Annotated in this window: 17 protein-coding genes and 1 pseudogene; 10 read left to right on the forward strand and 8 right to left on the reverse strand. The window is 44.0% G+C overall.

Going from position 1 to position 21,888, the window contains the following annotated elements; genetic code table 11:
- Positions 1-5: 5 nt before the first annotated feature.
- From V4C51_RS06765 to V4C51_RS06775, 3 genes are read right to left on the reverse strand one after another with little or no spacing between them, the layout of a single operon-like run.
- Complete coding sequence (locus V4C51_RS06765; RefSeq protein WP_330925383.1) at positions 6-1,610, reverse strand: carboxyl transferase domain-containing protein; 1,605 nt, start codon at positions 1,608-1,610, stop codon at positions 6-8.
- 2 nt (positions 1,611-1,612) lie between these two features.
- Positions 1,613-2,791, reverse strand: a complete 1,179-nt coding sequence (locus V4C51_RS06770) for an isovaleryl-CoA dehydrogenase (RefSeq protein WP_330925384.1) — start codon at positions 2,789-2,791, stop codon at positions 1,613-1,615.
- A complete protein-coding gene (locus V4C51_RS06775; protein ID WP_330925385.1) occupies positions 2,788-3,006 on the reverse strand; it encodes a hypothetical protein in 219 nt (72 codons plus the stop codon). The genes V4C51_RS06770 and V4C51_RS06775 overlap by 4 nt, the downstream gene beginning before the upstream one ends.
- Before the next feature lie 420 nt (positions 3,007-3,426).
- Between V4C51_RS06775 and V4C51_RS06780 the strand changes: the two genes are divergently transcribed.
- Positions 3,427-4,743 (forward strand): OprD family outer membrane porin, encoded by a 1,317-nt coding sequence (locus V4C51_RS06780; RefSeq protein WP_330925386.1) that lies wholly within the window; start codon positions 3,427-3,429, stop codon positions 4,741-4,743.
- Positions 4,744-5,234: 491 nt separating this feature from the next.
- On the opposite strand, the gene V4C51_RS06785 is transcribed toward V4C51_RS06780, so the two are convergent.
- The 4 genes from V4C51_RS06785 to V4C51_RS06800 all read right to left on the reverse strand — a co-directional run bounded on the left by V4C51_RS06785 (position 5,235) and on the right by V4C51_RS06800 (position 10,807).
- Entirely contained in the window at positions 5,235-5,930 is a 696-nt protein-coding gene (locus V4C51_RS06785) for a hypothetical protein (RefSeq protein ID WP_330925387.1), read from the reverse strand.
- A 393-nt stretch (positions 5,931-6,323) separates the two neighbouring features.
- Positions 6,324-7,346 carry a hypothetical protein gene (locus tag V4C51_RS06790; protein ID WP_330925388.1) on the reverse strand — a complete coding sequence of 341 codons (1,023 nt, stop codon included), beginning with the start codon at positions 7,344-7,346 and terminating at the stop codon, positions 6,324-6,326.
- Positions 7,347-8,041: 695 nt separating this feature from the next.
- Positions 8,042-9,067, reverse strand: coding sequence for a hypothetical protein (locus tag V4C51_RS06795; RefSeq protein ID WP_330925389.1), 1,026 nt, complete (start codon positions 9,065-9,067; stop codon positions 8,042-8,044).
- Positions 9,068-9,811: 744 nt separating this feature from the next.
- Positions 9,812-10,807, reverse strand: a complete 996-nt coding sequence (locus V4C51_RS06800) for a hypothetical protein (protein ID WP_330925390.1) — start codon at positions 10,805-10,807, stop codon at positions 9,812-9,814.
- A gap of 994 nt (positions 10,808-11,801) precedes the next feature.
- Between V4C51_RS06800 and V4C51_RS06805 the strand changes: the two genes are divergently transcribed.
- Together V4C51_RS06805 and V4C51_RS06810 are read left to right on the forward strand one after the other, a co-directional pair.
- Positions 11,802-14,465, forward strand: coding sequence for a polysaccharide lyase family 8 super-sandwich domain-containing protein (locus tag V4C51_RS06805; protein WP_330925391.1), 2,664 nt, complete (start codon positions 11,802-11,804; stop codon positions 14,463-14,465).
- A 501-nt stretch (positions 14,466-14,966) separates the two neighbouring features.
- Complete coding sequence (locus V4C51_RS06810; protein ID WP_330925392.1) at positions 14,967-15,665, forward strand: hypothetical protein; 699 nt, start codon at positions 14,967-14,969, stop codon at positions 15,663-15,665.
- 139 nt (positions 15,666-15,804) lie between these two features.
- Here the strand turns inward: V4C51_RS06810 and V4C51_RS06815 are convergent.
- Positions 15,805-16,425: pseudogene (locus V4C51_RS06815) on the reverse strand (IS630 family transposase); the annotation flags it as partial.
- A 911-nt stretch (positions 16,426-17,336) separates the two neighbouring features.
- On the opposite strand from V4C51_RS06815, the gene V4C51_RS06825 reads away from it, so the two are divergent.
- The 7 genes from V4C51_RS06825 to V4C51_RS06855 all read left to right on the forward strand — a co-directional run bounded on the left by V4C51_RS06825 (position 17,337) and on the right by V4C51_RS06855 (position 21,660).
- Positions 17,337-17,801, forward strand: a complete 465-nt coding sequence (locus V4C51_RS06825) for a hypothetical protein (RefSeq protein WP_330925393.1) — start codon at positions 17,337-17,339, stop codon at positions 17,799-17,801.
- Between the two features lie 183 nt (positions 17,802-17,984).
- Entirely contained in the window at positions 17,985-18,434 is a 450-nt protein-coding gene (locus V4C51_RS06830) for a hypothetical protein (protein ID WP_330925394.1), read from the forward strand.
- A gap of 196 nt (positions 18,435-18,630) precedes the next feature.
- Positions 18,631-19,092 (forward strand): hypothetical protein, encoded by a 462-nt coding sequence (locus V4C51_RS06835; protein WP_330925395.1) that lies wholly within the window; start codon positions 18,631-18,633, stop codon positions 19,090-19,092.
- 162 nt (positions 19,093-19,254) lie between these two features.
- A complete protein-coding gene (locus tag V4C51_RS06840) occupies positions 19,255-19,698 on the forward strand; it encodes a hypothetical protein (protein WP_330925396.1) in 444 nt (147 codons plus the stop codon).
- Positions 19,699-19,892: 194 nt separating this feature from the next.
- Positions 19,893-20,369, forward strand: a complete 477-nt coding sequence (locus tag V4C51_RS06845; protein ID WP_330925397.1) for a hypothetical protein — start codon at positions 19,893-19,895, stop codon at positions 20,367-20,369.
- A gap of 184 nt (positions 20,370-20,553) precedes the next feature.
- Positions 20,554-21,021, forward strand: a complete 468-nt coding sequence (locus tag V4C51_RS06850) for a hypothetical protein (protein ID WP_330925398.1) — start codon at positions 20,554-20,556, stop codon at positions 21,019-21,021.
- Between the two features lie 174 nt (positions 21,022-21,195).
- The gene (locus tag V4C51_RS06855) at positions 21,196-21,660 is read left to right on the forward strand and encodes a hypothetical protein (RefSeq protein ID WP_330925399.1); all 465 of its coding nucleotides are present in this window, start codon (positions 21,196-21,198) and stop codon (positions 21,658-21,660) included.
- Positions 21,661-21,888 lie beyond the last annotated feature (228 nt).

Raw genomic sequence — 21,888 nt, forward strand, 5'->3', positions numbered from 1 at the left:
TCACCCTACATTCTAAAAACACCAAACTGTGTCTGTTCAACCGGCGAACTTAACGCTGCCAACAGGCTTAACCCCAGAATATCCCGGGTTTCTGCCGGATCAATAATGCCATCATCCCATAACCGGGCACTGGCATACAAAGCACTGCTTTGTTCTTGATAAGATGCCAGCACTGGCTGCCTTAACGCCTGCCTGTCTTCGTCAGTCATATGGCCGCCTTTTTTTTCGAGGGCACTTTTTTTTACCTGCACCAGCACATCGGCCGCCTGTTCAGCGCCCATCACACCGATACGACTGTTTGGCCAGGTCCATAAAAAGCGCGGGTCATACGCACGGCCACACATACCATAATTACCCGCGCCAAAACTGCCACCGATAATGACGGTCAGTTTTGGTACACGGGCACAGGCTACGGCATGAACCAGTTTTGACCCGTGTTTGGCAATACCTCCCGACTCTGCCTTGGAACCCACCATAAAGCCGGTAATATTTTGCAAAAACACCAAGGGGATACGACGCTGACAGCATAGCTCAATAAAGTGCGCCCCCTTTTGGGCAGATTCACTGAACAATACGCCGTTGTTGCCCAAAATGCCCACAGTAAACCCATGAATATGGGCAAACCCACACACCAGGGTGTCGCCGTACAATGCTTTGAACTCGTCGAACACTGAACCATCGACAATACGGGAAATCACCTCGCGCACATCGTAGCTGTGTTTAAAATCAGTGGGCACAATGCCGTACAGCTCTTTTGGGTCGTACAGCGGCGGTTTTGGCGGATGCTGACGATGAACGTCAGGTGTTGTCAGGTTCAGCCGTGAGACACTGCGCCGAATGATCTCAATGGCATGGGCGTCATTGTCGGCATAGTGGTCTGCAACACCGGATTCCCGGCAGTGCGCATCGGCACCGCCTAATGCTTCTGCCGTCACCTCTTCACCCGTCGCGGCCTTGACTAAAGGAGGTCCTGCCAGAAAAATCGTGCCCGTGTTTTTCACAATAATGCTTTCATCAGCCATGGCCGGTACATAGGCACCACCGGCGGTACACGAACCCATCACGGCGGCAATTTGCGCAATGCCCTGGGCGGAAAGTCGTGCCTGATTAAAAAAGATTCGTCCGAAATGTTCACGGTCAGGAAACACCTCACTCTGGCGAGGTAAATTGGCACCCCCTGAGTCCACCAGATAAATGCAGGGAAGCCGGTTTTGTTCAGCGATGGTTTGGGCCCGCAGGTGTTTTTTTACGGTTAAGGGGTAGTAGGTGCCCCCTTTTACGGTGGCGTCGTTTGCGACAATCATGCACTGCTGCCCTGAGACAGTGCCAATACCCGCTACGGCTCCGGCACAGGCAACGGCTTCTTCGTAGACGCCTTCAGCGGCAAAGCGACCAACTTCCAAAAAGGGGGAACCCGGATCAAGTAGCGCGGCAATACGCTCTCTCACCAGCAATTTGCCCTTTGCCTGGTGGCGCTGACGGGCTCTTTCTCCCCCGCCCCGGGCAATACGGTCAAAGCAGGTATTAAGTGCCTGCAGTTTTTCCTGCATCCACTGACTGTTTTTTTGATACTCAGCGCTGCCGATGGCAACCTGTGATGCCAGAATCATGGTTAGCTCCTCGTTTCTTCAAACAGCTCTCGCCCGATCAGCATACGTCGAATCTCTGAAGTGCCAGCGCCGATTTCATAAAGTTTGGCATCGCGCAGCAAACGTCCTGTGGGGTAGTCGTTGATATAACCATTGCCACCGAGAATCTGAATGGCATCCAGTGCCATTTGAGTGGCTTTTTCAGCACAGTAGAGGATAACACCCGCCGCGTCTTTCCGGGTGGTTTCTCCCCGGTCACAAGCCTTGGCGACAGCGTAAAGATAAGCGCGACAGGCATTGAGCGTGGTATACATATCGGCCACTTTACCCTGAATCAGCTGGAACTCACCGATGCTTTTACCAAACTGCTGTCGGTCATGAATGTAGGGCACAACCACGTCCAGACAGGCCTGCATGATACCGGTGGGGCCACCGGCCAGGACAACCCGCTCATAGTCGAGGCCACTCATCAGCACTTTTACGCCGCCATTGAGGGTGCCGAGTATATTCTCTTCGGGCACCTCGCAATCCTGAAATACCAGCTCACAGGTGTTTGAACCGCGCATACCGAGCTTATCGAGCTTTTGTGCCTGAGTAAAACCGGGGAAGCGCCGCTCAATGATAAAAGCGGTAATGCCGTGAGCGCCCTCTTCTGGTGCTGTCTTCGCGTAGACCACATAGGTGCTGGCATCGGGCCCGTTGGTAATCCACATTTTATTCCCGTTAAGGATATAACGATCGCCTTTTTTCTCAGCCCTGAGTTTCATGCTGACCACATCAGAACCCGCGTTGGGTTCGCTCATAGCCAGCGATCCCACTGCATGACCGCTGATTAAATCAGGGAGGTACCGTTCTTTTTGCGCGTTTGTGCCATTACGGAATATCTGGTTAACACACAAATTAGAGTGCGCGCCATAACTTAGCCCAACGGAGGCTGACGCGCGACTGATTTCCTCCATCGCCAGCACATGGGCCAGATAGCCCATACCCGCCCCACCGGAGGATTCATCCACGGTAATGCCGAGCAGGCCAAGGTCACCAAATGCTTTCCAGAGGTGTGAGGGAAATGCATTTGTTCGGTCGACCTCTTCAGCAATAGGGGCTACCTCCTTTGATGCAAACTGTGAGACCTGTGACCGCAAAAGTTCGCAGGTTTCTCCAAGGCCAAAATTTAACGAATGGTACGCGCTAGAGACTGTCATGTTGCTAACTCCAAGGAAATAAAGCGCTTAAAATGACTTAAAACACAAAACAGGCGCTCAGTTGCTGCCGGTACCCCGAGAGGGGGGTAATGCCAAAACGGTAGTGGGTTAAACCTGTAGTTAATACTCCTGCATCCTTGTCCCCCAAGGGGAGTAAAGTTAAAAACAACACGTTCAGTCACTGCTGCCAGAAGATCAGGGTACAACTCAGCCATGGGCTTTTTTTCTGTTCAGCCAGGAGCCTGTTTATGAAATATCCGGGCTAGAGTTGCCCACAGTATATTTAACCTTTCTTGTGGCGTAAATGCTGGTGTAACTATGTCAATTAAAACGAGAAACCTACACTGGCTTGTTCATGGGAAACGCTGCTGGCAACCCTTTCATTATCGGCCAGTGAACGATGGATATTCTCTACGTCCGCCAGAAAAGCAATCGCCCATGCGAGGATATTGATGAGTATTAATACAAAAAGCGAATGGCATGTCTTATTTTGAAAACCCTTGCATTTATTAATTTTTTTCGATGAAATGGAAAGGAACGCCCTTTGGGGGTAGGCTTTTTGTACATCAGTTTATATTATAAGCAGTGATGGTGAATCCAGGGCGGGACATTAAACATGCATGGAGCTAATAATAATGAAACTCGCACACCTTAGTACCTTAAGTATTGCTGTTATAATGGCCTCATCCGCGCAAGGGAATGCCTTTGTGGAGGATGCCTCACTGGATATTCACCTGCGAAATTATTTTAAAGGTAATTCGTATAAAAACGATCAACAAATGGAAGATTCCCACTCCCAATGGGCACAGGCCGTCCGATTAAATTTTAGCTCAGGTTATCTGGTGAACCTTGTTGGGGTGGACCTGGGAGCCCAGCATTCCTTAAAGATCAGGGGTGATAAAAACAGCGATAACGGCTTGCTGCACCCTGATAGTAACGGTAATGCCGATGGCTATGGTAAAACGTCTTACGCCCTCAAGATTAATCTTTTCGATATGGGGGTGGCAAAATATGGGCGCCTGTTTATTGATACACCGTTACTCAGTGATTCAGATTCCAGGGCACTGACAAGCTTAACAGAAGGTTTCTATGCGGAAGGCCAGTATGACGCGTTAGGCCTTTACGGCGTTATTGCCATTGAACGCAATTTTGTTACTACATCCGGTTTTCAAAAGTTTGGCAACATGAATGCGAATAACGAATTTAAAAATGAATCCGTTAATATCATTGGTGGCACGTATGATTTTGGGCATGGTTTAACAACACATCTGGCCTATGGGAAGCAAAAAAATACCGAAAAACGTTATTTAGCCGATGTAAAGTACTCCACGAATTTACAGGCTGTTGGTCTTGACTTTGGGGTTCAGTATGCCAAAAACACGGTTATCGGTGATCAAAGAACGGAAAATCAATCAAGTGGCACCACAGATAGCAGCCAGCACACCTGGGGGGCCATGGGGACAGCGCATATAGGTGCCGTCAGTATTGGTGTTGCCTATACCGCTGTCCAGAAAACGCAGCTGAATGATTTTGATTTTGAATGGAGCGTGCGCAACCCCGGAGAGGAGGGGAGTGTTGGCGATGAAGGCAACTACTTTGGATACAATGCGGTTCAGTACTCTGATTTCAATAAAGGAGGACAAAAAGCCTGGGGGCTTAACGCAAGCTACAACCTGAATGACATGATTGAAGGGCTAAGCGTCTATGGTGCTTACGTAACGGGTAAAGTGCGCCGGCAGGATGATAATGGGGATAATTTGAGCGCCTGGACTGAAAAAGAATACAATCTGGGTCTTTCTTATTACTTGCCAATGATTGAAGGATTATCAGCTCATCTCATGTATGCGTACAATACGGAGAAAGATCAAGGCGAAAATGACAGTGGTGATACTACAGACCTTATCAATAAAGATACCCGTGTGATTGTAAAGTACGACATAGCTGTTTTCTAACCTGAATTGACCTGACTGAGCGTGTTCTCCCTAGGCGCCTGACCGAGAATAGCGCCCGTAGCGAGGATTGCGAGAAACTGAGGATAAAATTTCTGCTTCTGAGGAGAATAGTGGGGCTATTTGACGAAGAAGCAGGAATTTTTAGACCCATTTATCGCAACCGCGGTAGGGTAGTCTATTCTCGGTCAGGCTCCTGGCAAGCCGAACTTACATCCCTCACTCAAGAGGGTGTCGCGAAACGCTTAATTTTCTCCGTCGTCATCCCGTACAGGGATTGTAAGGGATCTATGCCACAAGGACGTGAATCACTAAACCCGCATGACACGTGCGGTTAGAGTGCCTTCCATAGCGTGTGGTTCCTGTACGTTCCCTGTGCGGGATGACGGTGCGGGGTGTATTTCAGCGTTTCGCGACAGCCTCCCAAAGTAAGGGATTTTACGCTCGTTCCATAAGCGATGAATGCACCTGAACCCATTATTTACAGGCTTGGCTTAATCTTTCTGTTGTTTTGGTATCAAACACATATGGCAACGATTGCTAAACCTATTATCACGACAATCAAAGCGTGCTTGTAATAACGTGTTACCCGTCGCTTGTTTGATCTCATCAAAGTGTAATGTCAGGGCCATGGTGAAGAAGCTGCTTTCTTCAGTAGAAATGCATTTTTTTGCTGCCACGAAATTATGAACGTCTGAGGTCACCGCGAACTCTACCCTCATATCAGGGTACACCATAAAATTCAGGCTCTGAGTTTTAGAAATAAAGGCAAACCCGGCAATATTTTTCCCTTGATACATTGAATTACCCGACATGCTTATTGCCCTGAAAATCAAAGCGACCAAACTCTGGTTCAAAAAGACTGACAACGCTTCGATATTTCTTGTCACCCAGGAAAACTCTTCTTCACTTGTCAGCTTTTGCCATTCTTTAAAACTGTCTTCATCGCTATTTTTAGTTTTCTTAGTAACTAACTTTCCACCAACGTAGTAATTTGCACGGGCCAGATCAACATACATATACTTGGACATACCATGCCCTGGTGGTTTTGCTTCCTTCACAATCTCGGTATTAATCAATTGTATCAGATGATTTTTGAAGGCAAAGGTAAGGGATCCCCTGGACTCGTACCGGTCAGATAGCGCTTGTACTGGAGGGGCTAGAGCAGCATAAGGATATATAGTAAACATAGATTTATCTCCAGATAATACCAATGGCCTTTTGTCGCTACAATCCTCCTATCTTGGCTATCAGGCTGTGGACGTACCCTTCCACCCATGAATTCTGCCAGACGTTAGGGTGATAGAAACCGTATTTCTGACAGGGAGACGAAAAAATGCTTTTTCTTCGAAGTACAGTAAGCATATGTCTCTTGTGCAGTCAGCCTGGTTCTGGCTGGAATGTTTGGGAACAAGGGCGAGAATAAAGTACTTCGAGACAGGCTAGTCTGAGGGTATGACAATTCGTATAAAACCTGTTATCCCATTGCCTGTGGATTGTGGTATCGTCATACCCCATGGAATGTCAAAAGTCGGTTTTCAGGCTATCAATCTTGTTTGCGGCCTCGGCTATCACCTTATTTATTACGCCCTCCTTAAAACAAAATCATAAATTTTATTTTCTTTTGTATTGATCATGAACTTATTATAATATTTCGGGTTAGTGAAAGAGTCATGATCTATCCCTGGCCAGCTATTTGCGTTAACATCACCGGCTTTATAAGTAGTGTGGTTGTCAGAGCTTTGATACTTCCCATTCTTAAAGAAGAAATAGTATTTTTCTTTATCGGGGTCATAAAAAGCTGTTGTCAGCCCTTTATTAGCGACAATTGACTCGTGTATTACCGTACCAAATACATTGGCGATAGATTCAGGCTGGGTAACATGGCCATTTAAAAATTGAAAGCAGGTATTGTTGGATAGGAAAAAATAGGTTTTATCATCCGGTGGATAATAAAATCCTGCGACGATAGTATTTGAACCTATGGCTTTTGTTATTCCCGGCCAGTCTTTTGAATTGTTAAAAGGAGCAGGCCCGTAAACTTCATTCACGTCACCATCAAACCATATATACGTTTTATTATCTAATAAGAAATAATAACTGGAAGGGTTTCTGGAATCTCCCGCAATGGCAGCAATGATATTTCGGTTCCAGGCAGTATCTTTATCCTGAAGGTGCTTTATCAGTGACGGAAAATTTTTTTTCACAGATTTTGGAAAACCGTCATCGACTAACTGAAAACCGTAGTTTAGTCGATAGTCTATGGCCGCTGGAACACAAATAGTTTTAATTCTGTCCTTGTCGTATGCTAACCCTAAAGCTACACTTTGTTTTGCCTCTTTTTCGGTTCTCCCGTACCCACTGCGTGAATAGGCATAGAAGGGGTTATCAAGCTTAAGACCAACAGCCCCACATAATTGTTTATCGCCCTGTGCGACAATGGCCATGGTGTCGCACTTACCACCACAAAGCCTGTTAAGGTCTTTTTTAACGGCTGCCTTGCTGGTGCCGGTTATAGTGTTCAGACGACATATAGCCGTAAAATATCTCGCGTGCGCGTACGCGCCAACACCAGCGTATTCAATTGCCGGTGCGCTAAAACTCATTAAGCAACCTAGTAGTAAAAGAAGGGGATAACATATTTTACCCGATGGCTTACATAATGATTCAATAACGTTAAGACACATGTTAAAACACAAGTTAAAACACATAAGAGTACCTCACATTATTACTTTGCCGTCCGGTTCAGTATTTCGGGTATCGTCCAGAATGATGATCTTAATGCTGAAAGTAAAGCTTTACTTGCCGTTCAAAGTGGTTCACATGTTGCTGGGTACTTACTGCTATCGCAGCCAGCCACAAAGGATTCTATACCCGTCGTTTTGAAATTGCTACCGCCGCATTGCCAGTCAACTACTGGTAGCGCACCGTTTCAATGTGTTTGACAGGTTCAGTGGTTGTAGAGTGATCCTATGCAAAGGGGTACTCCTACGCACTTATGCCAGATCACCAAAAGGCTTTTTTCTTAAATGCGGTAACCATAATCAACCTCATCATTAAAAGCTCTTTGAACTGATACTTTGGCTATAATGGGAAAGCCATCCATCAAGTAAACATTGTCGTGAACCGCTACGTTGGCGGCGTTCGTTCACCCCAATCACCTGCTTTTTTACAGGCTCCTGGGGCTTCACTTACTTGCTGTAGCGTAACAGCGTGGAATTCTTTGGGTACAGTTATGCCTCATGGCATGTAAAAAGTCGCTCTTCAGGCAGTCAAACCGGTACCTCAGCTATCACCTTTTTTATGATGCTTTTCTTAAAACAAGATCATAAATTTTATTTTGTTTTATATTGATCATGAACTTATTATAATACTTTGCGTTAGTGAAAGAGTCATAATCTATTCCTGGCCAGGTAGTCGAGTCAACACCCCAAACGTAATGAGTACTGGTTTTGTCAAAACGTGAATACTTCCCATTTTTAAAAAAGAAATAGTGCGCTTTTTTATCGGGATCATAAAAAGCCGTTAGCAGCCCGTTATTGGCAGAAATCGATTTTTGTATTAAATCACCAAATATATCAGCAACAGGTTTAGGCTGGCTAATATGACCATTTGAAAATTGAAAGCAGGTATTATTGGATAGAAAAAAATACGTTTCATCAGCAAGTGGATAATACAACCCAGCAACAATAGTATTTGAGCCAATAGCTTTCGTTATTCCCGGCCATTCTTTTGATTTTTCGAGGGATACAGGCCCGTGAAACTTGCTATCATCACCATCAAACCATATATATGTTTTATTATCTAATAAGAAGTAATATTTGGAAGGGTTTCTAAAATCTCCCGCAATGGCAGCGGTAATATTTCGTTTCCAGTTACCATCTTTATCCTTAAGATAGTGTCTTATAAGCGACGGAAAATTTTTTTCCACAGACTGTGGAAAACCGTGCTCTACACGTTGAGAATCAAAGTCTAATCGATATTCTATAGCCGTTGGGGCACAAATACTTTTAGCCTTGGTGAACGAGAACCCCACACCTAAGTCGAGTTCTGCTTGCTCTCTACTTCTCGCATATACACTTTTTGAACGAACATACCAGGCAGGCCAGCCAAGATCAAGGCCAACAGCACCACATGGTTTCGCATCACCCTGTGCTGTAATGGCCTCAGCATCACACTTACCGTGACATATCTTTTTAAGGGCTTTTTTGACTGCTGACTCGCTGGTGCCGGTTGTAGTATCCAGATAATACTTCGACGTGACAAACATCGCATGCCCATACCCGCCAACACCCGCGTATTGAATTGCTAACGCGCTAAAACTCATCAAATAACCCAGGAGGAAAAAGGGATAACGCATGTTACAGGATGGCTTACATAATGATCTAATAACGTTAAAACACATAAGAGTACCTCACATTATTGCCGTCCGGTTGAGTATTTCAGGCATTTAGCCTATTGCTGAACATTGCTTCAGTGAGAAGCACAAACTCAACAAATAGAATCTAGTGTCGTATATTAGGACGTAATATTTTTCCAGGAGCCTGTCCGAGAACAGCGCCCGTAGTGAGGATCGCGAGAAATTGAGGATGAAAATTTCTGCTTCTGAGGAGAATAGTGGGCTATTTGATCAAGAAGCAGGAATTTTTAGACCCATTTATCGCAACCGCAGTAGGGCAGTCTATTCTCGGACAGGCTCCTAGCCCGGATATTTCATAAACATGCTCCTGGCCTTGCTTGCTCCTTGCGGCTCTAAGGGCAGTTTATGAAATATCCGGGCTAGTGCTGTTAAGCGCTAATACCCATACAGTCGTCATTCCCGCGAAGGCGGGAATCTACCAGAAAATGGACTCCCGCCTTCGCAGGAGTGACCAAAGTGATGGTTGTGTATATTAACGCTTGTTTGCACTGGATGATAACCCCCTCTGAAGCATGACTATCACTGCGCAAAATCTGTTTACCTTATTACCTGCAGATTTTGGTGTAGTCATGCCCGGTAGAATGTCAAAAGCCGGTCTTCGGGGAGTTAATCCTGTTTGTAGTCAAACCTATACCTCAGCTACCACTTTCTTTATGATGCTTTCCTTAAAACAAGATCATAAATTTTCTTTTCTCTGGTATTAATCACGAACTTATTATAATATTTTGAATGAGTAAAAGAGTCATAATCTAACCCCGGCCAGCTGTGCGAGTCAACATTCCAGACGGAAGTAATCTCTTTGTTTATAAGACGTATATACTTCCCATTCTTAAAAAAGAAATAGTATGCTTTTTTATCGGGATCATAAAAAGCCGTTAGCAGTCCTTTATTGGCGATAGTCTCTTTTTGTATTTCATTACTAAATATATCGGCAATAGGTTTAGGCTGGGTAATATGTTTCTTGAAAAATTCAAAGCAGGTATTGTTGGATAGGAAAAAATACGTTTTATCAGCAGGTGGATAATAAAATCCGGCAACAATAGTATTTGCCCCAACGGCTTTCATTATTTCAGGCCAATCTTTTGATTTTTCGAGTGATACAGGACCGTGAACCTTACTATCCTTATCATCAAACCATATATACATTTTATTATCTAATAAGAAGTAATATCTGGAGGGGTTTCTGGAGTCTCCTGCAATAGCGGCAGTGATATTCCGGTTCCAATTATTATCTTTATCTTTAAGGTATGTTATAAGTGTCGGAAATTTTTTTTCCACAGACTGTGGAAAACCCTTGTCTACGAGTTGAGAACCATATTTTAATCGATAATCCATAGCAACTGGCGCACAAATACTTTTAACCTTGTCGTATACGGACTTTGGAGTGATATTGTCTTGCGCTTCTTTCCTGGTTCTCCCGTATCCACTGCCTGAATGAACATACCAGGAGTCAAGTTTAAGGCCAACAGCACCGCATAATTGTACATCACCCTGTGCTGTAATGGCGATCTTATCACACTTACCATCACATCGTTTGTTAAGTTCTTTTTTAACGGCTGACTCGCTGGTGCCGGTTGTAGCATCCAGATAATACTTAAACATTTCATGCCCATACCCGCCGCCAACACCAGCGTATTCAATTGCCAACGCTCTATAACTCACCAAGCAACTTAGTAGCAAAAGGAGGTAACACATTTTACAGGATGACTTACATAATGATTTAATAACGTTAAAACACATAAGAGTACCCTCACATTATTACTTTTTACTTTTTCGTCCGGTTGAATATTTCAGGCATCTGGCATATCTCTGAAAGCTGCTTCAGCCAGAAAAACATATTCAAAAAATAATACCTAATGTCGTATGTTAGGAAGTGATATATTTTCAACAATCCTTACCTTACGCGCTGTTTATCAACTAATATTCCTGGTGTGATGACCTTGGCGCTGAAAAATATAGCTTTGCTCACAATTAAAAGTGGTTCAAATTTTGCTGAGCGCAGTAAACGGATTACCGCTATTGTGACCTGCCATAAACGAGTCTATACCTGTAATTTTGAAATTGCCACTGCCGCATTGCCTGCTCCACTCCCAGTCAACGACCAATGCTACTGAGCGCTGATACCCTGATATACACAAAAATATGCTTTGATACGCTTTTTTATCTGTTGGTAAAAGTGGCATGGATGCAATCAAAGCATACTCAAAAAATCAGTTTATCAGAACCCTACCGCAATCGGTGTCTCTATGATGTACGGTTTGATCCCGGAACCTGGTTTGTTCCAGGATCAGGGGTCATTATTTATACTGTTCTGCTGTGAACAGGAGTAATATTACAATCCAGATACAAGCGCGCAATACTAACATAACTTCAAGTGGGAGGATATAAACGATACATGTAATTTAAAATAGACGACTTTAAAATAGACGACATTTGACTTTATTGACGTAAGCATAAGTAAAATTCTCACACGATACAGCTCAAAACCTGGGGTATTCCACTGTTTATCCTATTTGGCCGCTTCCCTGGCAATGGCTGAGCCAGTTCGTTATGAGGCGCGCGAGCGAGCAAGCTGTGGTGCCGGGTTGATGCGTGCGGACTGACTGATTGAGAAATTTTTCCCTTGGAGCTTGTCGGACTTATGCCAATACCCATTGGTGCGATGCCAGCAAGCCCTGTTTGTAATCCGAAGGAAATGATCTTCATGATTGATACTAAAGCACTAAGCAAACTCCTGTTCGGCACTGTTTTCTGGGCAGGGTGCAGTGTACAAAGCGCGTATCCCGTTGAGATGAAAAAAAGTCCAGTAATGCATGTTCAGCAATTGCCAGAACAGCAGCAGGAACTCGAAACCATTTATCAACGCTATGTAAACTGGACAGTAGGCAGCGGCACGCTCAGTAAATCGGACCCGTTAGTTCGGGCACAGCACGATGAGATGCTCAAGGTCTTTGCCGAGGTTGAAAAGCAGTTTGTCAGCAAAGGTGGCGTTGCCGGTCTGGGTAAAATCAGTTTTGACCGAACTAAGGACAAACAGCCGGTAGCTCGCTATGTTTTTGATACGCTATTACCGTCGTTAAGTATGTCCTATGCCTATCCTGGTCTGGCAGACAGCCCCAATCCTGGCTATAAAAAACCCGAGACACTGGCCACTATCATTGCTGTGCTTGACCATATGTACGCTTCAGGCTGGAAGCGAGGTGTGGACACCGGTTTTGATTTTGACAGGCTGAGAAAAACCGGCTTTACCGACTTTGGTGGTAGTATTAACAACAACATTTCGGGGTACTCAAAAACGTTATTGTTAATGCGTGACGAATTACGCAAAGCGGGTCGTCTGAAACGTGAACTTAATACGCTGGACTGGGTTACCCGGATTTTTGCTCCCGAACAGGACGGACGGGGCATGACGCAGTTCCAGTTTCCGGGATTCAACTCCGATGGGTTTAAATCAATGGTCAGAAACCGTCTGACTTACGTTGTCACGGAGCTTCCCGACGACCCTGCCCGGATCGAGAATATGACCTTCCTGACTCGGTTTTATAATAAGGCTTACACTCTGGCCCCCGGCTGGGCTGATACCATCAAACCGGACGGTGTCGGCTATCACCACAAGGGCATTTATGGCAACGGTTACTCTGAAGAAGCGCTGGAAGCAGCGGCAAGAAGTATTTATCTGCTCAATAATACCTCCTTTCAAGTCACCGATAAATCCATTGCTAACGTCAAACTGGGGCTGAAAACATTCAGGATATACTCACAAAAATACGACATGCATCGGGGTATTACCGGACGATTCCCCAACAACCTGAATTCATTAGTCCATCTTGTGCCAGCTTATGCCTATTATGGGGTGAAAAACGGTCTTGATGATCCAGAAATGAAAGCCATCTTTGCCCGTCTATGGGATCGTGACTATTTCCAGAGAAGCGGTTTGCTCAGTAAAAATTTTGCTGGTGAAAAGGGGCTGGGCGCATTTGGTGAAATCGAGTCCACGCTCGCCCTGGAGCAGGAGAATGTTGAGCCTGAGCCGCCTTTGTCGGGTCACTGGGATTACCCTTATGGCGCCATGAGCATTCATCGTCGTCCGGGCTGGATGGCTGCGGTGAAAGGTTTCAGCCGATACATCTGGGATTATGAATCAAAGAAGACCAAGAATCTCTATGGAGGCAATGCCAGTTCTGGTGTACTGCGACTCTATACTAAAGGAAATCCGGTCAATGCTTTTGACAGCGGTTATGGCATTAAGGGGTGGGACTGGCACCGTTTGCCTGGCGCTACCACCGTGCGCGTGCCTTATGACCATATGAAAAAAGGTAAAAGAAACTGGTCGTCCGAATCGTTTGTTGGTGGTTTAAGCGCAGAACAGTCAAACGGCGTGTATGCCATGATTTATGATAATCAGGTCGGTGGTGTTTCACTAACCGCTCATAAGTCACTGTTCTTTTTTGACGATCAGATCATTTTGCTGGGGAGTGATATTAATGGCGGTGACGGAGAACACGAGGTTGCTACCACGCTCTTCCAGACTCGTTTGCCTTCAGCGGATACAGTGACTTATTTCAATGGTTCAAGATTGACGGGCGAGAAAAACCGCTTTAATGTCGCCAGTCAACAACCCGTGTGGTTAACAGACAGTGTAGATAATGGCTACTATATCCCAAATCCGGCAGGATTATTAATGGTGCATCGTACCGTACAGGAGGCACCTGATGAGTCCGGTAAAAAGATGACCAAAGGCTTATACGCAACGGCTTGGCTATCCCACGGTAAGCGAGTCAATTCCGGGCGCTATGAATACGTGGCGCTGGTCAATGCCGGGGCTGATAAAACGCGGGAGTTTGCCCGTAACGCTACAAAAATCTACCGGGTCAAACAACAGGACAACCGGGCTCATATTGTTGAGCATATACAAAAAGGCATGACGGGCTACGCCTTTTTTGCAGCCGGTGACGGTTTTGCCTCAGACCTGATTATCGCCACGGACAGGCCAGCACTGGCTATGACCCGAAAAATGGCCAATGGCAATGTGATGCTCAGTGTTGTAAATCCTGATCTGGGCCTGGCGCCAAAGACTAAAACCATTACCAAAAACGATTTACGAGATAATCCAAAGTGGCTGTACCACGACAGTGAAACACCCAAGGTAACCATTACGCTCAATGGTCACTGGCAGGTGGTATCAAGTGGCGATGCCGGTGATATTACGCTGAAGACCAGGATGCAGGGTAACAGGGCCGTTACTGACCTTACCTTCAATACTAAACATGCGTTTAGTAAGAATGTTGAGCTGGCTCGCCAGTGAACAGTTAAATGGCCTGACACATATCGTCGTCTTTGTAACAATATTGGCGCAGTTGCAGGTATGACCCTGAAGCTTTCAGGATACTGGACGTTTCATCTGATATTAGGTAAACCTCTTGTTTCGCCGGGAGGAAAATTTCGTCTAACATTCTGCTAACAACACAATCGAACACTTTGGGATACCAGCGCTGGAACCGCTTCTCACTCATCGGTGAGTATCGACTCATATTGCGAAAATTGGCTTTGCCTTGTACGACAATGAGTGCAGAAAGAAGCAGAGCGATAAATGTCTTCTGAGGCTTTTTGACACTGGACATAGTATTGTATTCAGTGCAGTCTTAGCTATATAGTATCCATGAGAAGAATCTACGGATAGTTGAACTTAAATCTCTCTGATTATCATTGATGTCTTCTCATGGCGCCAGCTTGGGAAAACTGTCCGCAGTATTGAGTCTAAGAAAAATAACATATTTCCCCACTAGATTAACCAAGGTAAAGACCGATGAATCATATTTATTATTTAGGGGCTATTGACAGAACTGGTGGCAAGATTACTTGGGATTTTGATCAGAGTAGACTTTTGAATAACGAGGAAAGAGGAATATGTATGGGTCTTTGCGCCTATTGGATTAAACACCACGCTCAAGGCAATCATCTTAAAAATAAAATCAATGATGATAATGTTATCAATAAAATAAAATTTTTGCAAAATGACGAAGAGAGTTTTGATCCTGATATGTTAACATTGCCAAATCAGGTGGACAGTACAACCAGATTCTTAGCGCGTAAAGGTATACATCTCCTTTTCGACCCAGTAAAAAAAAATTATATATTTGACAGCAATGTATTTTACCCCAATATTGAACTTTACGAATTTAGCGAACAAGCCCATAATATGATCAATCAATTTGTTAGATTTAGATCATGCTACGTATTGATTCTTATGCATAATCTTGGATACGTTGAAGATAAATTAGCGGATGACTATAGCTGTTCAGCACACGTTACTTGTCTCTGGATCGGCAATCAACAAGAAGATGCGTGCTATTTTGATCCTAACCATGGTGAGGTATGGTTTGATAAAAGAGATAAGTTTATTGGTTTTGCGAGAGCATTTTTTCCTGGCCTTATGATGAGAAGCCGATGGTCAGATTGGGCGCTTTACCCATTGACGGTAGCAGCGTCGTCAACAACAAGGTAAAATTAACATTCGTAAGTACATGACCAAATGAAAACATATATTTTCTTGCTGGCAGGCCTTGCAAGGCCTGTAGACCAACTTGAAAAGCAAATGGTCATGTACTTAGTAGCCTGGTTTATGTTCTGCGGAGGCGCTCAATCTACTCTGTATTATCAAGCTCTGGCATCTTTGGATACAGTCTTTTACGTTTTATCCGGGCGTCTTCAGTGGTAAAACGCCACTGTGTAGTCACTTTTCTCGCGTCGCGCTTCTCTTCCCAAGCTTTGACTTCTCTGCGGAGAATGTCTTGGGTAGGGATACGCCGATCCAGACACTGGCGACTCAGTATACTCAGCTCAATTTCGGCCATATCCAGCCAACTACCATGCTTTGGGGCGTAATGAAACTCAAGCTTATCAATCATTCCGCGGGCTTCTTCTGGGGAAAAAGCTTTATAAAGTGATGCCGTAGAACGCGTGTTCAAGTTATCTCCAATCAGTATAACTTTCTCCGCGTTTTTGTGGCGAACATCGACCAGAAACTTGATTTGATGAGCCCAATCAATCGCTGTCCTGCGATCAGTCACCTCAACATGCCGCCAACCTGTTAAGGGTTCAAACATCATGAACAGATTGCTGACACCATTACGTTCATACTCTATGTCATAACGCTCCGGCTTGCCAGGCTCAACAGGCATTGGATTAACGACTTCTTTAACTTGCTACTTGCTACTTTCATCAAGGCAAACAAGTGGACGCCTTGGATCAAGAGGGCATTTATAGCCAGAAGGATATTGGCTCTACGTTTTTTGTGTTGTGCAACTTTGGGTTTTTCCTGCTTGATAAGCCGTTCAAGCATTGATCGTTCGTCCCCGCTGAGTTGAACATGATACTTGATGGTCATAATAACTCCGGCATTATGGAATCGGAGTTATTAGAATAGCATCTGCTTAACTATCATTTTTTGCCGGACGGAGTACTAGGAGCCTGTCCGAGAATAGACTGCCCTACTGCGGTTGCGATAAATTGGTCTGAAAATTCCTGCTTCTTCGTCAAATAGCCCCACTATTATCCTCAGAAGCAGAATTTTTTATCCTCAATTTCTCGTAATCCTCGCTACGGGCGCTATTCTCGGACAGCCTCCTAGAATGCCAAAACCGGTAAGTCTTCTGCCTCGTGGTGTCGTGATTGTAGATTATGCTTAATAACCCTCTATCTAAACCGGTATCCCTTCTCATTTTGAAGGATAAATGTCAGATTAAGTCTAGCCCGGATATTTCATAAACATGCTCCTGGCCTTGCTTGCTCCTTGCGACTCTAAGGGAGTTTTGCTCAGTCGACCGTACTCCCCGGTACGGCGCTCCTTCGCAAAATCCCTTAGAACCGCAAGGTTCCGCGCAATTCTCAGGGCAGTTTATGAAATATCCGGGCTAGACTACTGATTACCAAAAATGGTATTTTCTTCGAAAGGGAGGGCTGTAGGGCTGTCACCGAGTGACGTTTATTTTTCTCAATGTGTGTTTTTGTACTTTCGTACATCGCTAAAAGTGAAAAGTTGCCCTTCACTAATACCACTCCCCGCACGATGAAAGAATGGATTCCGCGCATGCTTTAGATAGTAACAGTGAGTGGCTTTTTCGCTGTCTGAGCAGATGTCCAAACGGTCACAGTTTTATTGTATGGAGTACCTAGAATGAACAAAGTATTACCCGCTATCGCGACCTTCATTTACATGACGTTTTTTTCAAATGCCAGTTTTGCTAAATTTGATCCGCCAGAAAGCCTGGAAGTCAGTTTTATTAATAACACTGGTTATGATTGCACCATAGAATCTCATCTTAAGCATGGTCAATGGCACAAAGAGCCACCTAAGACACTCCCGAAAAACTCTACCACTCATTGGGTCGCGATTCAGAAGTTTTTTTATGGTCCTGATATGACAATAAAATTTACCTGTGGCAGTTACTCTTTTAATACAAAAAATCAACAAAATTACTGTGAGCTTGAAGGCGGGAATCAAACTCTCAACACTTCTCATGTCGATAAACATTTACATGTTACCAACAAACAAATTCAGCATGCCTCTATTAGTGGAAATAAAAAGGGTAAGGCACAAATAGTTGTTTCACTTAAAGGAGATCAATTTAGGTTTGAGTAAAACGTGAAACACGCTGAAAGTGAAAAGTCAGCTTTCGCTCACATCATTCCATGGCACGATGCATGAGCGTAATGTATTGCGCGCAAGCTTCAGAGGGTATTGATGAGCAGCTGTTTTTAGCTATGCTGACATAGGAGGCCAGGTGTTCAAATGGCCACTGTCTTATAGTATGGAGTATCTGAAATGAACAGAGTATTACCCGCTATTGCAACCTTTATTTACATGATGTTTTTTACAAATGCCAGTTTTGCTAAGTTTGATCCAGAGGAAAGTTTGGAAATCAGTTTTACTAACAATACCCCTTATGATTGCATAGCAGCCGCTCATCTTAAGCGCGGTATATGGCATACAAAGCCACCTAAGAGGCTCAAGAAATATTCGGTAACTAGTTGGGTTGTGCTTCAGACTCATTACTATGGTCCAGATTTGACGGCAACGTTTAACTGTGGTGGTTACTCTTTTAGCACGAGAAATCAACAAAACTTCTCTGGATTTGAAGGTGGGGATCAAACTCTCAGTACTTCTGATGTGGATAAACATTTAAAGGTTATCAACAAGCAGGTTCAGCATGCCTCTTGTGGTAAAGAAAAGCCGGGTGTAGCAGAAATCATTGTGTCACCTAAAGGCGGTTAATTTGGGTTTGAGTAAAACGTGAAACACGCTGAAAGTGAAAAGTCAGCTTTCGCTCACATCATTCCATGGCACGATGCATGAGCGTAATGTATTGTGCGCAAGCTTCAGAGGGTATTGATGAGCAGCTGTTTTTAGCTATGCTGACATAGGGCCAGGTGTTCAAATGGCCACTGTCTTATAGTATGGAGTATCTGCAATGAACAGAGTATTACCTGCTATTGTCACCTTCATTTACATGATGTTTTTTACAAACGCCTGTTTTGCTGAAATTCTTAACCCAACCCGCTATTTGATAGTAGATTTTATTAACGATACCAATTATGAATGCAAAATAAACGCTTATCTTAAACATGGTAAATGGAAAAAAAAGCCACCTGAGTCGATCCAGAAACAGTCGAGCACTTATTGGGTTGGTGAACAGACCGCCTATGGCCCTAATATAATTGTAACGTTTACCTGTGGTGGTTACTCTTTTAGTACCAAAAATCAACAAAATTACTCGGGACTTAGGGGCGGAGATCAACATTACACTACTTTTGGTGTAGATAAACATCTACATGTTATCAACAAACAAACTCAGCATGCCGCTTATTGGAAAAAAGGGGGTAAGGCAGAAATCATTGTGTCATCTAAAGGAGGTCTCTTTGGATTTGAATAAAACGTGAAACACGTTGAAAGTGTAAAGTCAGCTTTCGTCAACATCACTCCACGGCACGGTGCATGACTGTATTGTGCATAGACTTCAGAGGGTAATAGTAAACAGTTGTTTTTCCATGTGACCAGGTGCTTACATGGTCACTGTTTTATAGGAGTATCTGAAATGAACAAAGTATTACCTGTTATTACAACCTTCATTTACATGATGTTTTTTACAAACGCCAGTTTTGCTGCTTTTCATCAAGCGGAAAGTTTGGAAGTATTTTTTACGAACAACACGGATTATAAGTGCACGCTAGACGCTTATCTTAAACATGGTGAATGGCATAGAAAGCCACCTAAGTCGGTCTCGAAACATTCGGTAGTTTATTGGATTGCGGAACAGGGCATCTATGGTCCTGATATAATCATAACGTTTAACTGTGGTGGTTACTCTTTTAGCACGAAAAACCAACAAAATTTCTCTGAATTTGAAGGTGGGGATCAACATTGCAGTACTTTTGATGTGGATAAACACCTGTATGTTACCAACAAACAGACTCAGCATGCCGCTTTTGGGTCAAAATTGGGTAAGGCAGAAATCTATGTTGCATTAAAAGGCCGTTAATTTTGGGTTGAGTAAAACGTGAAACACGTTGAAAGCGAAAAGCGGCCTTCGCTAACACCGTTTTATGGCACACTATGGCACAATGCGCAAGCGTGTATTGCGCACAGGCTGTCAGTGGTAATAGTTAGTAGCTGTTTTTCGCTGTCTGCGCAGATATCCAAACGGACACTGCCTTATAGTATGGAGTATCTGAAATGAACAGAGTATTATCGGCTATTGTAACTTTCATTTACATGATGTTTTTTACAAATATCAGTTTTGCCAAGAAGTATAGCCCAGAGGAAAGTTTGGAAATCACTTTTATCAACAAGACCGATTATAGTTGCGCGGCAGATGCTTATCTTAAGCATGGTCAATGGGATAAAAAGCCACCTAAGTCGATCCCGAAACATTCAACAGCTAATTGGATTGTGTATCAAAGTGTTGTCTGGGGTCCTGATTTGAGAATAAAGTTTACCTGTGGTGGTTACTCGTTTAGTACGAAAAATCAACAAAATTACTGCGTATTTAAAGCTGGGAATCAACATTACAGTACTTCTGGTGTCGATAGACATTTAACTGTTACCAACAAACAGACTCGGCATGCCGCTTATGCTTATGATGGGATTAAATTATCGGGTAAGGCAGCGATAATTGTTTCATCTAAAGGCCGTCAATTGGGGGTTGAGTAAAACGTGAAACACGTTGACAGTGAAAAGTCAGCTTTCGCTAACATCACTCCATGGCACGGTGCGTGAATGTATTGCGCGCGGGCTTCAGAGGGCATTGATGAATAGCTGTTTTTAGCTATGCTGATATAGAGGGCCAGTTATTCACATGGTCGCTGCTTTAACTTTATAGTATGGAGTATCTGAAATGAACAGAGTATTACCCGCTATTATGACTTTCACTTACATGATGTTTTTTACAAATGCCAGTTTTGCCAAGTGGTTTAACCCAGAGGGACGTTTGGAAATCAGTTTTATTAACAATACCGATTATGATTGCAAAGCAAATACTCATCTTAAGCATGGTGAATGGGATCAAGAGCCACCTGAGACGCTCTACAAACATTTGACAACGGGTTGGGTCGTGAATCAGCTTCATGGCCATGGTCCTGATTTGAGAGTAAAGTTTACCTGTGGTGGTTACTCGTTTAGTACGAGAAATCAACAAAATCTCTCTGCGCTTGCAGGTGGGGATCAAACTCTCAGTGTTTCTGATGTCGATAAACATTTAACTGTTACCAACAAACAGATTCAGCATGCCTCCTGGTGGAATGAAAAACCGGGCAAGGCACAAATAGTCGTTACACCTAAAGGGCGTCACTTTGGGTTTGAATAAAGCGTGAAGTACGCTGAAAGCGAAAAACTGCCTTCGCTAAAACCCCTTTAGGCACGCTATGGCACAATGCCAGCGTGTATTGTGTACAGGCTTCAGGTGGTAATAGTGAGTCGCTTTTTCGCTATCTGAGCAGGTGTCCAAACGGGCACTGTTTTATAGTAAGGAGTATCTGAAATGAACAGGGTATTACCTGCAATCGCGATCTTCATTTACATGATGTTTTTTACCAATGCCAGTTCTGCTAAGTTTAACGCAGAGACGTTTGCCCCAGAGGAAAGTTTGGAAATCAGTTTTACTAACAATACCCCTTATGATTGCATAGCAGCCGCTCATCTTAAGCGCGGTCTATGGCATACAAAGCCACCTAAGAGGCTCAAGAAATATTCAGTAACTAGTTGGGTTGTGCGTCAGACTCATTGCTATGGTCCAGATTTGACGGCAACGTTTAACTGTGGTGGTTACTCTTTTAGCACGAGAAATCAACAAAATTTCTCTGGATTTGAAGGTGGGGATCAAACTCTCAGTACTTCTGATGTGGATAAACATTTAAAGGTTATCAACAAGCAGGTTCAGCATGCCTCTAGGGGTAAAGAAAAGCCGGGTGTAGCAGAAATCATTGTGTCATCTAAAGGTGGTTAATTTGGGTTTGAGTAAAACGTGAAACACGTTGAAAGCGAAAAGCTGCCTTCGCTAAAACCCCTTTATGGCACGCTATGGCACAATGCGAGCGTGTATTGTGTACAGGTTTCAGGTGGTAATAGTGAGTAACTTTTTCGCTATCTGAGCAGGTGTCCAAACGGGCACTGTTTTATAGTAAGGAGTATCTGAAATGAACAGGGTATTACCTGCAATCGCGATCTTCATTTA

This window comes from Candidatus Sororendozoicomonas aggregata (assembly GCF_031528575.1).
GTDB classification, from domain to species: Bacteria; Pseudomonadota; Gammaproteobacteria; order Pseudomonadales; family Endozoicomonadaceae; genus Endonucleibacter; species Endonucleibacter aggregata.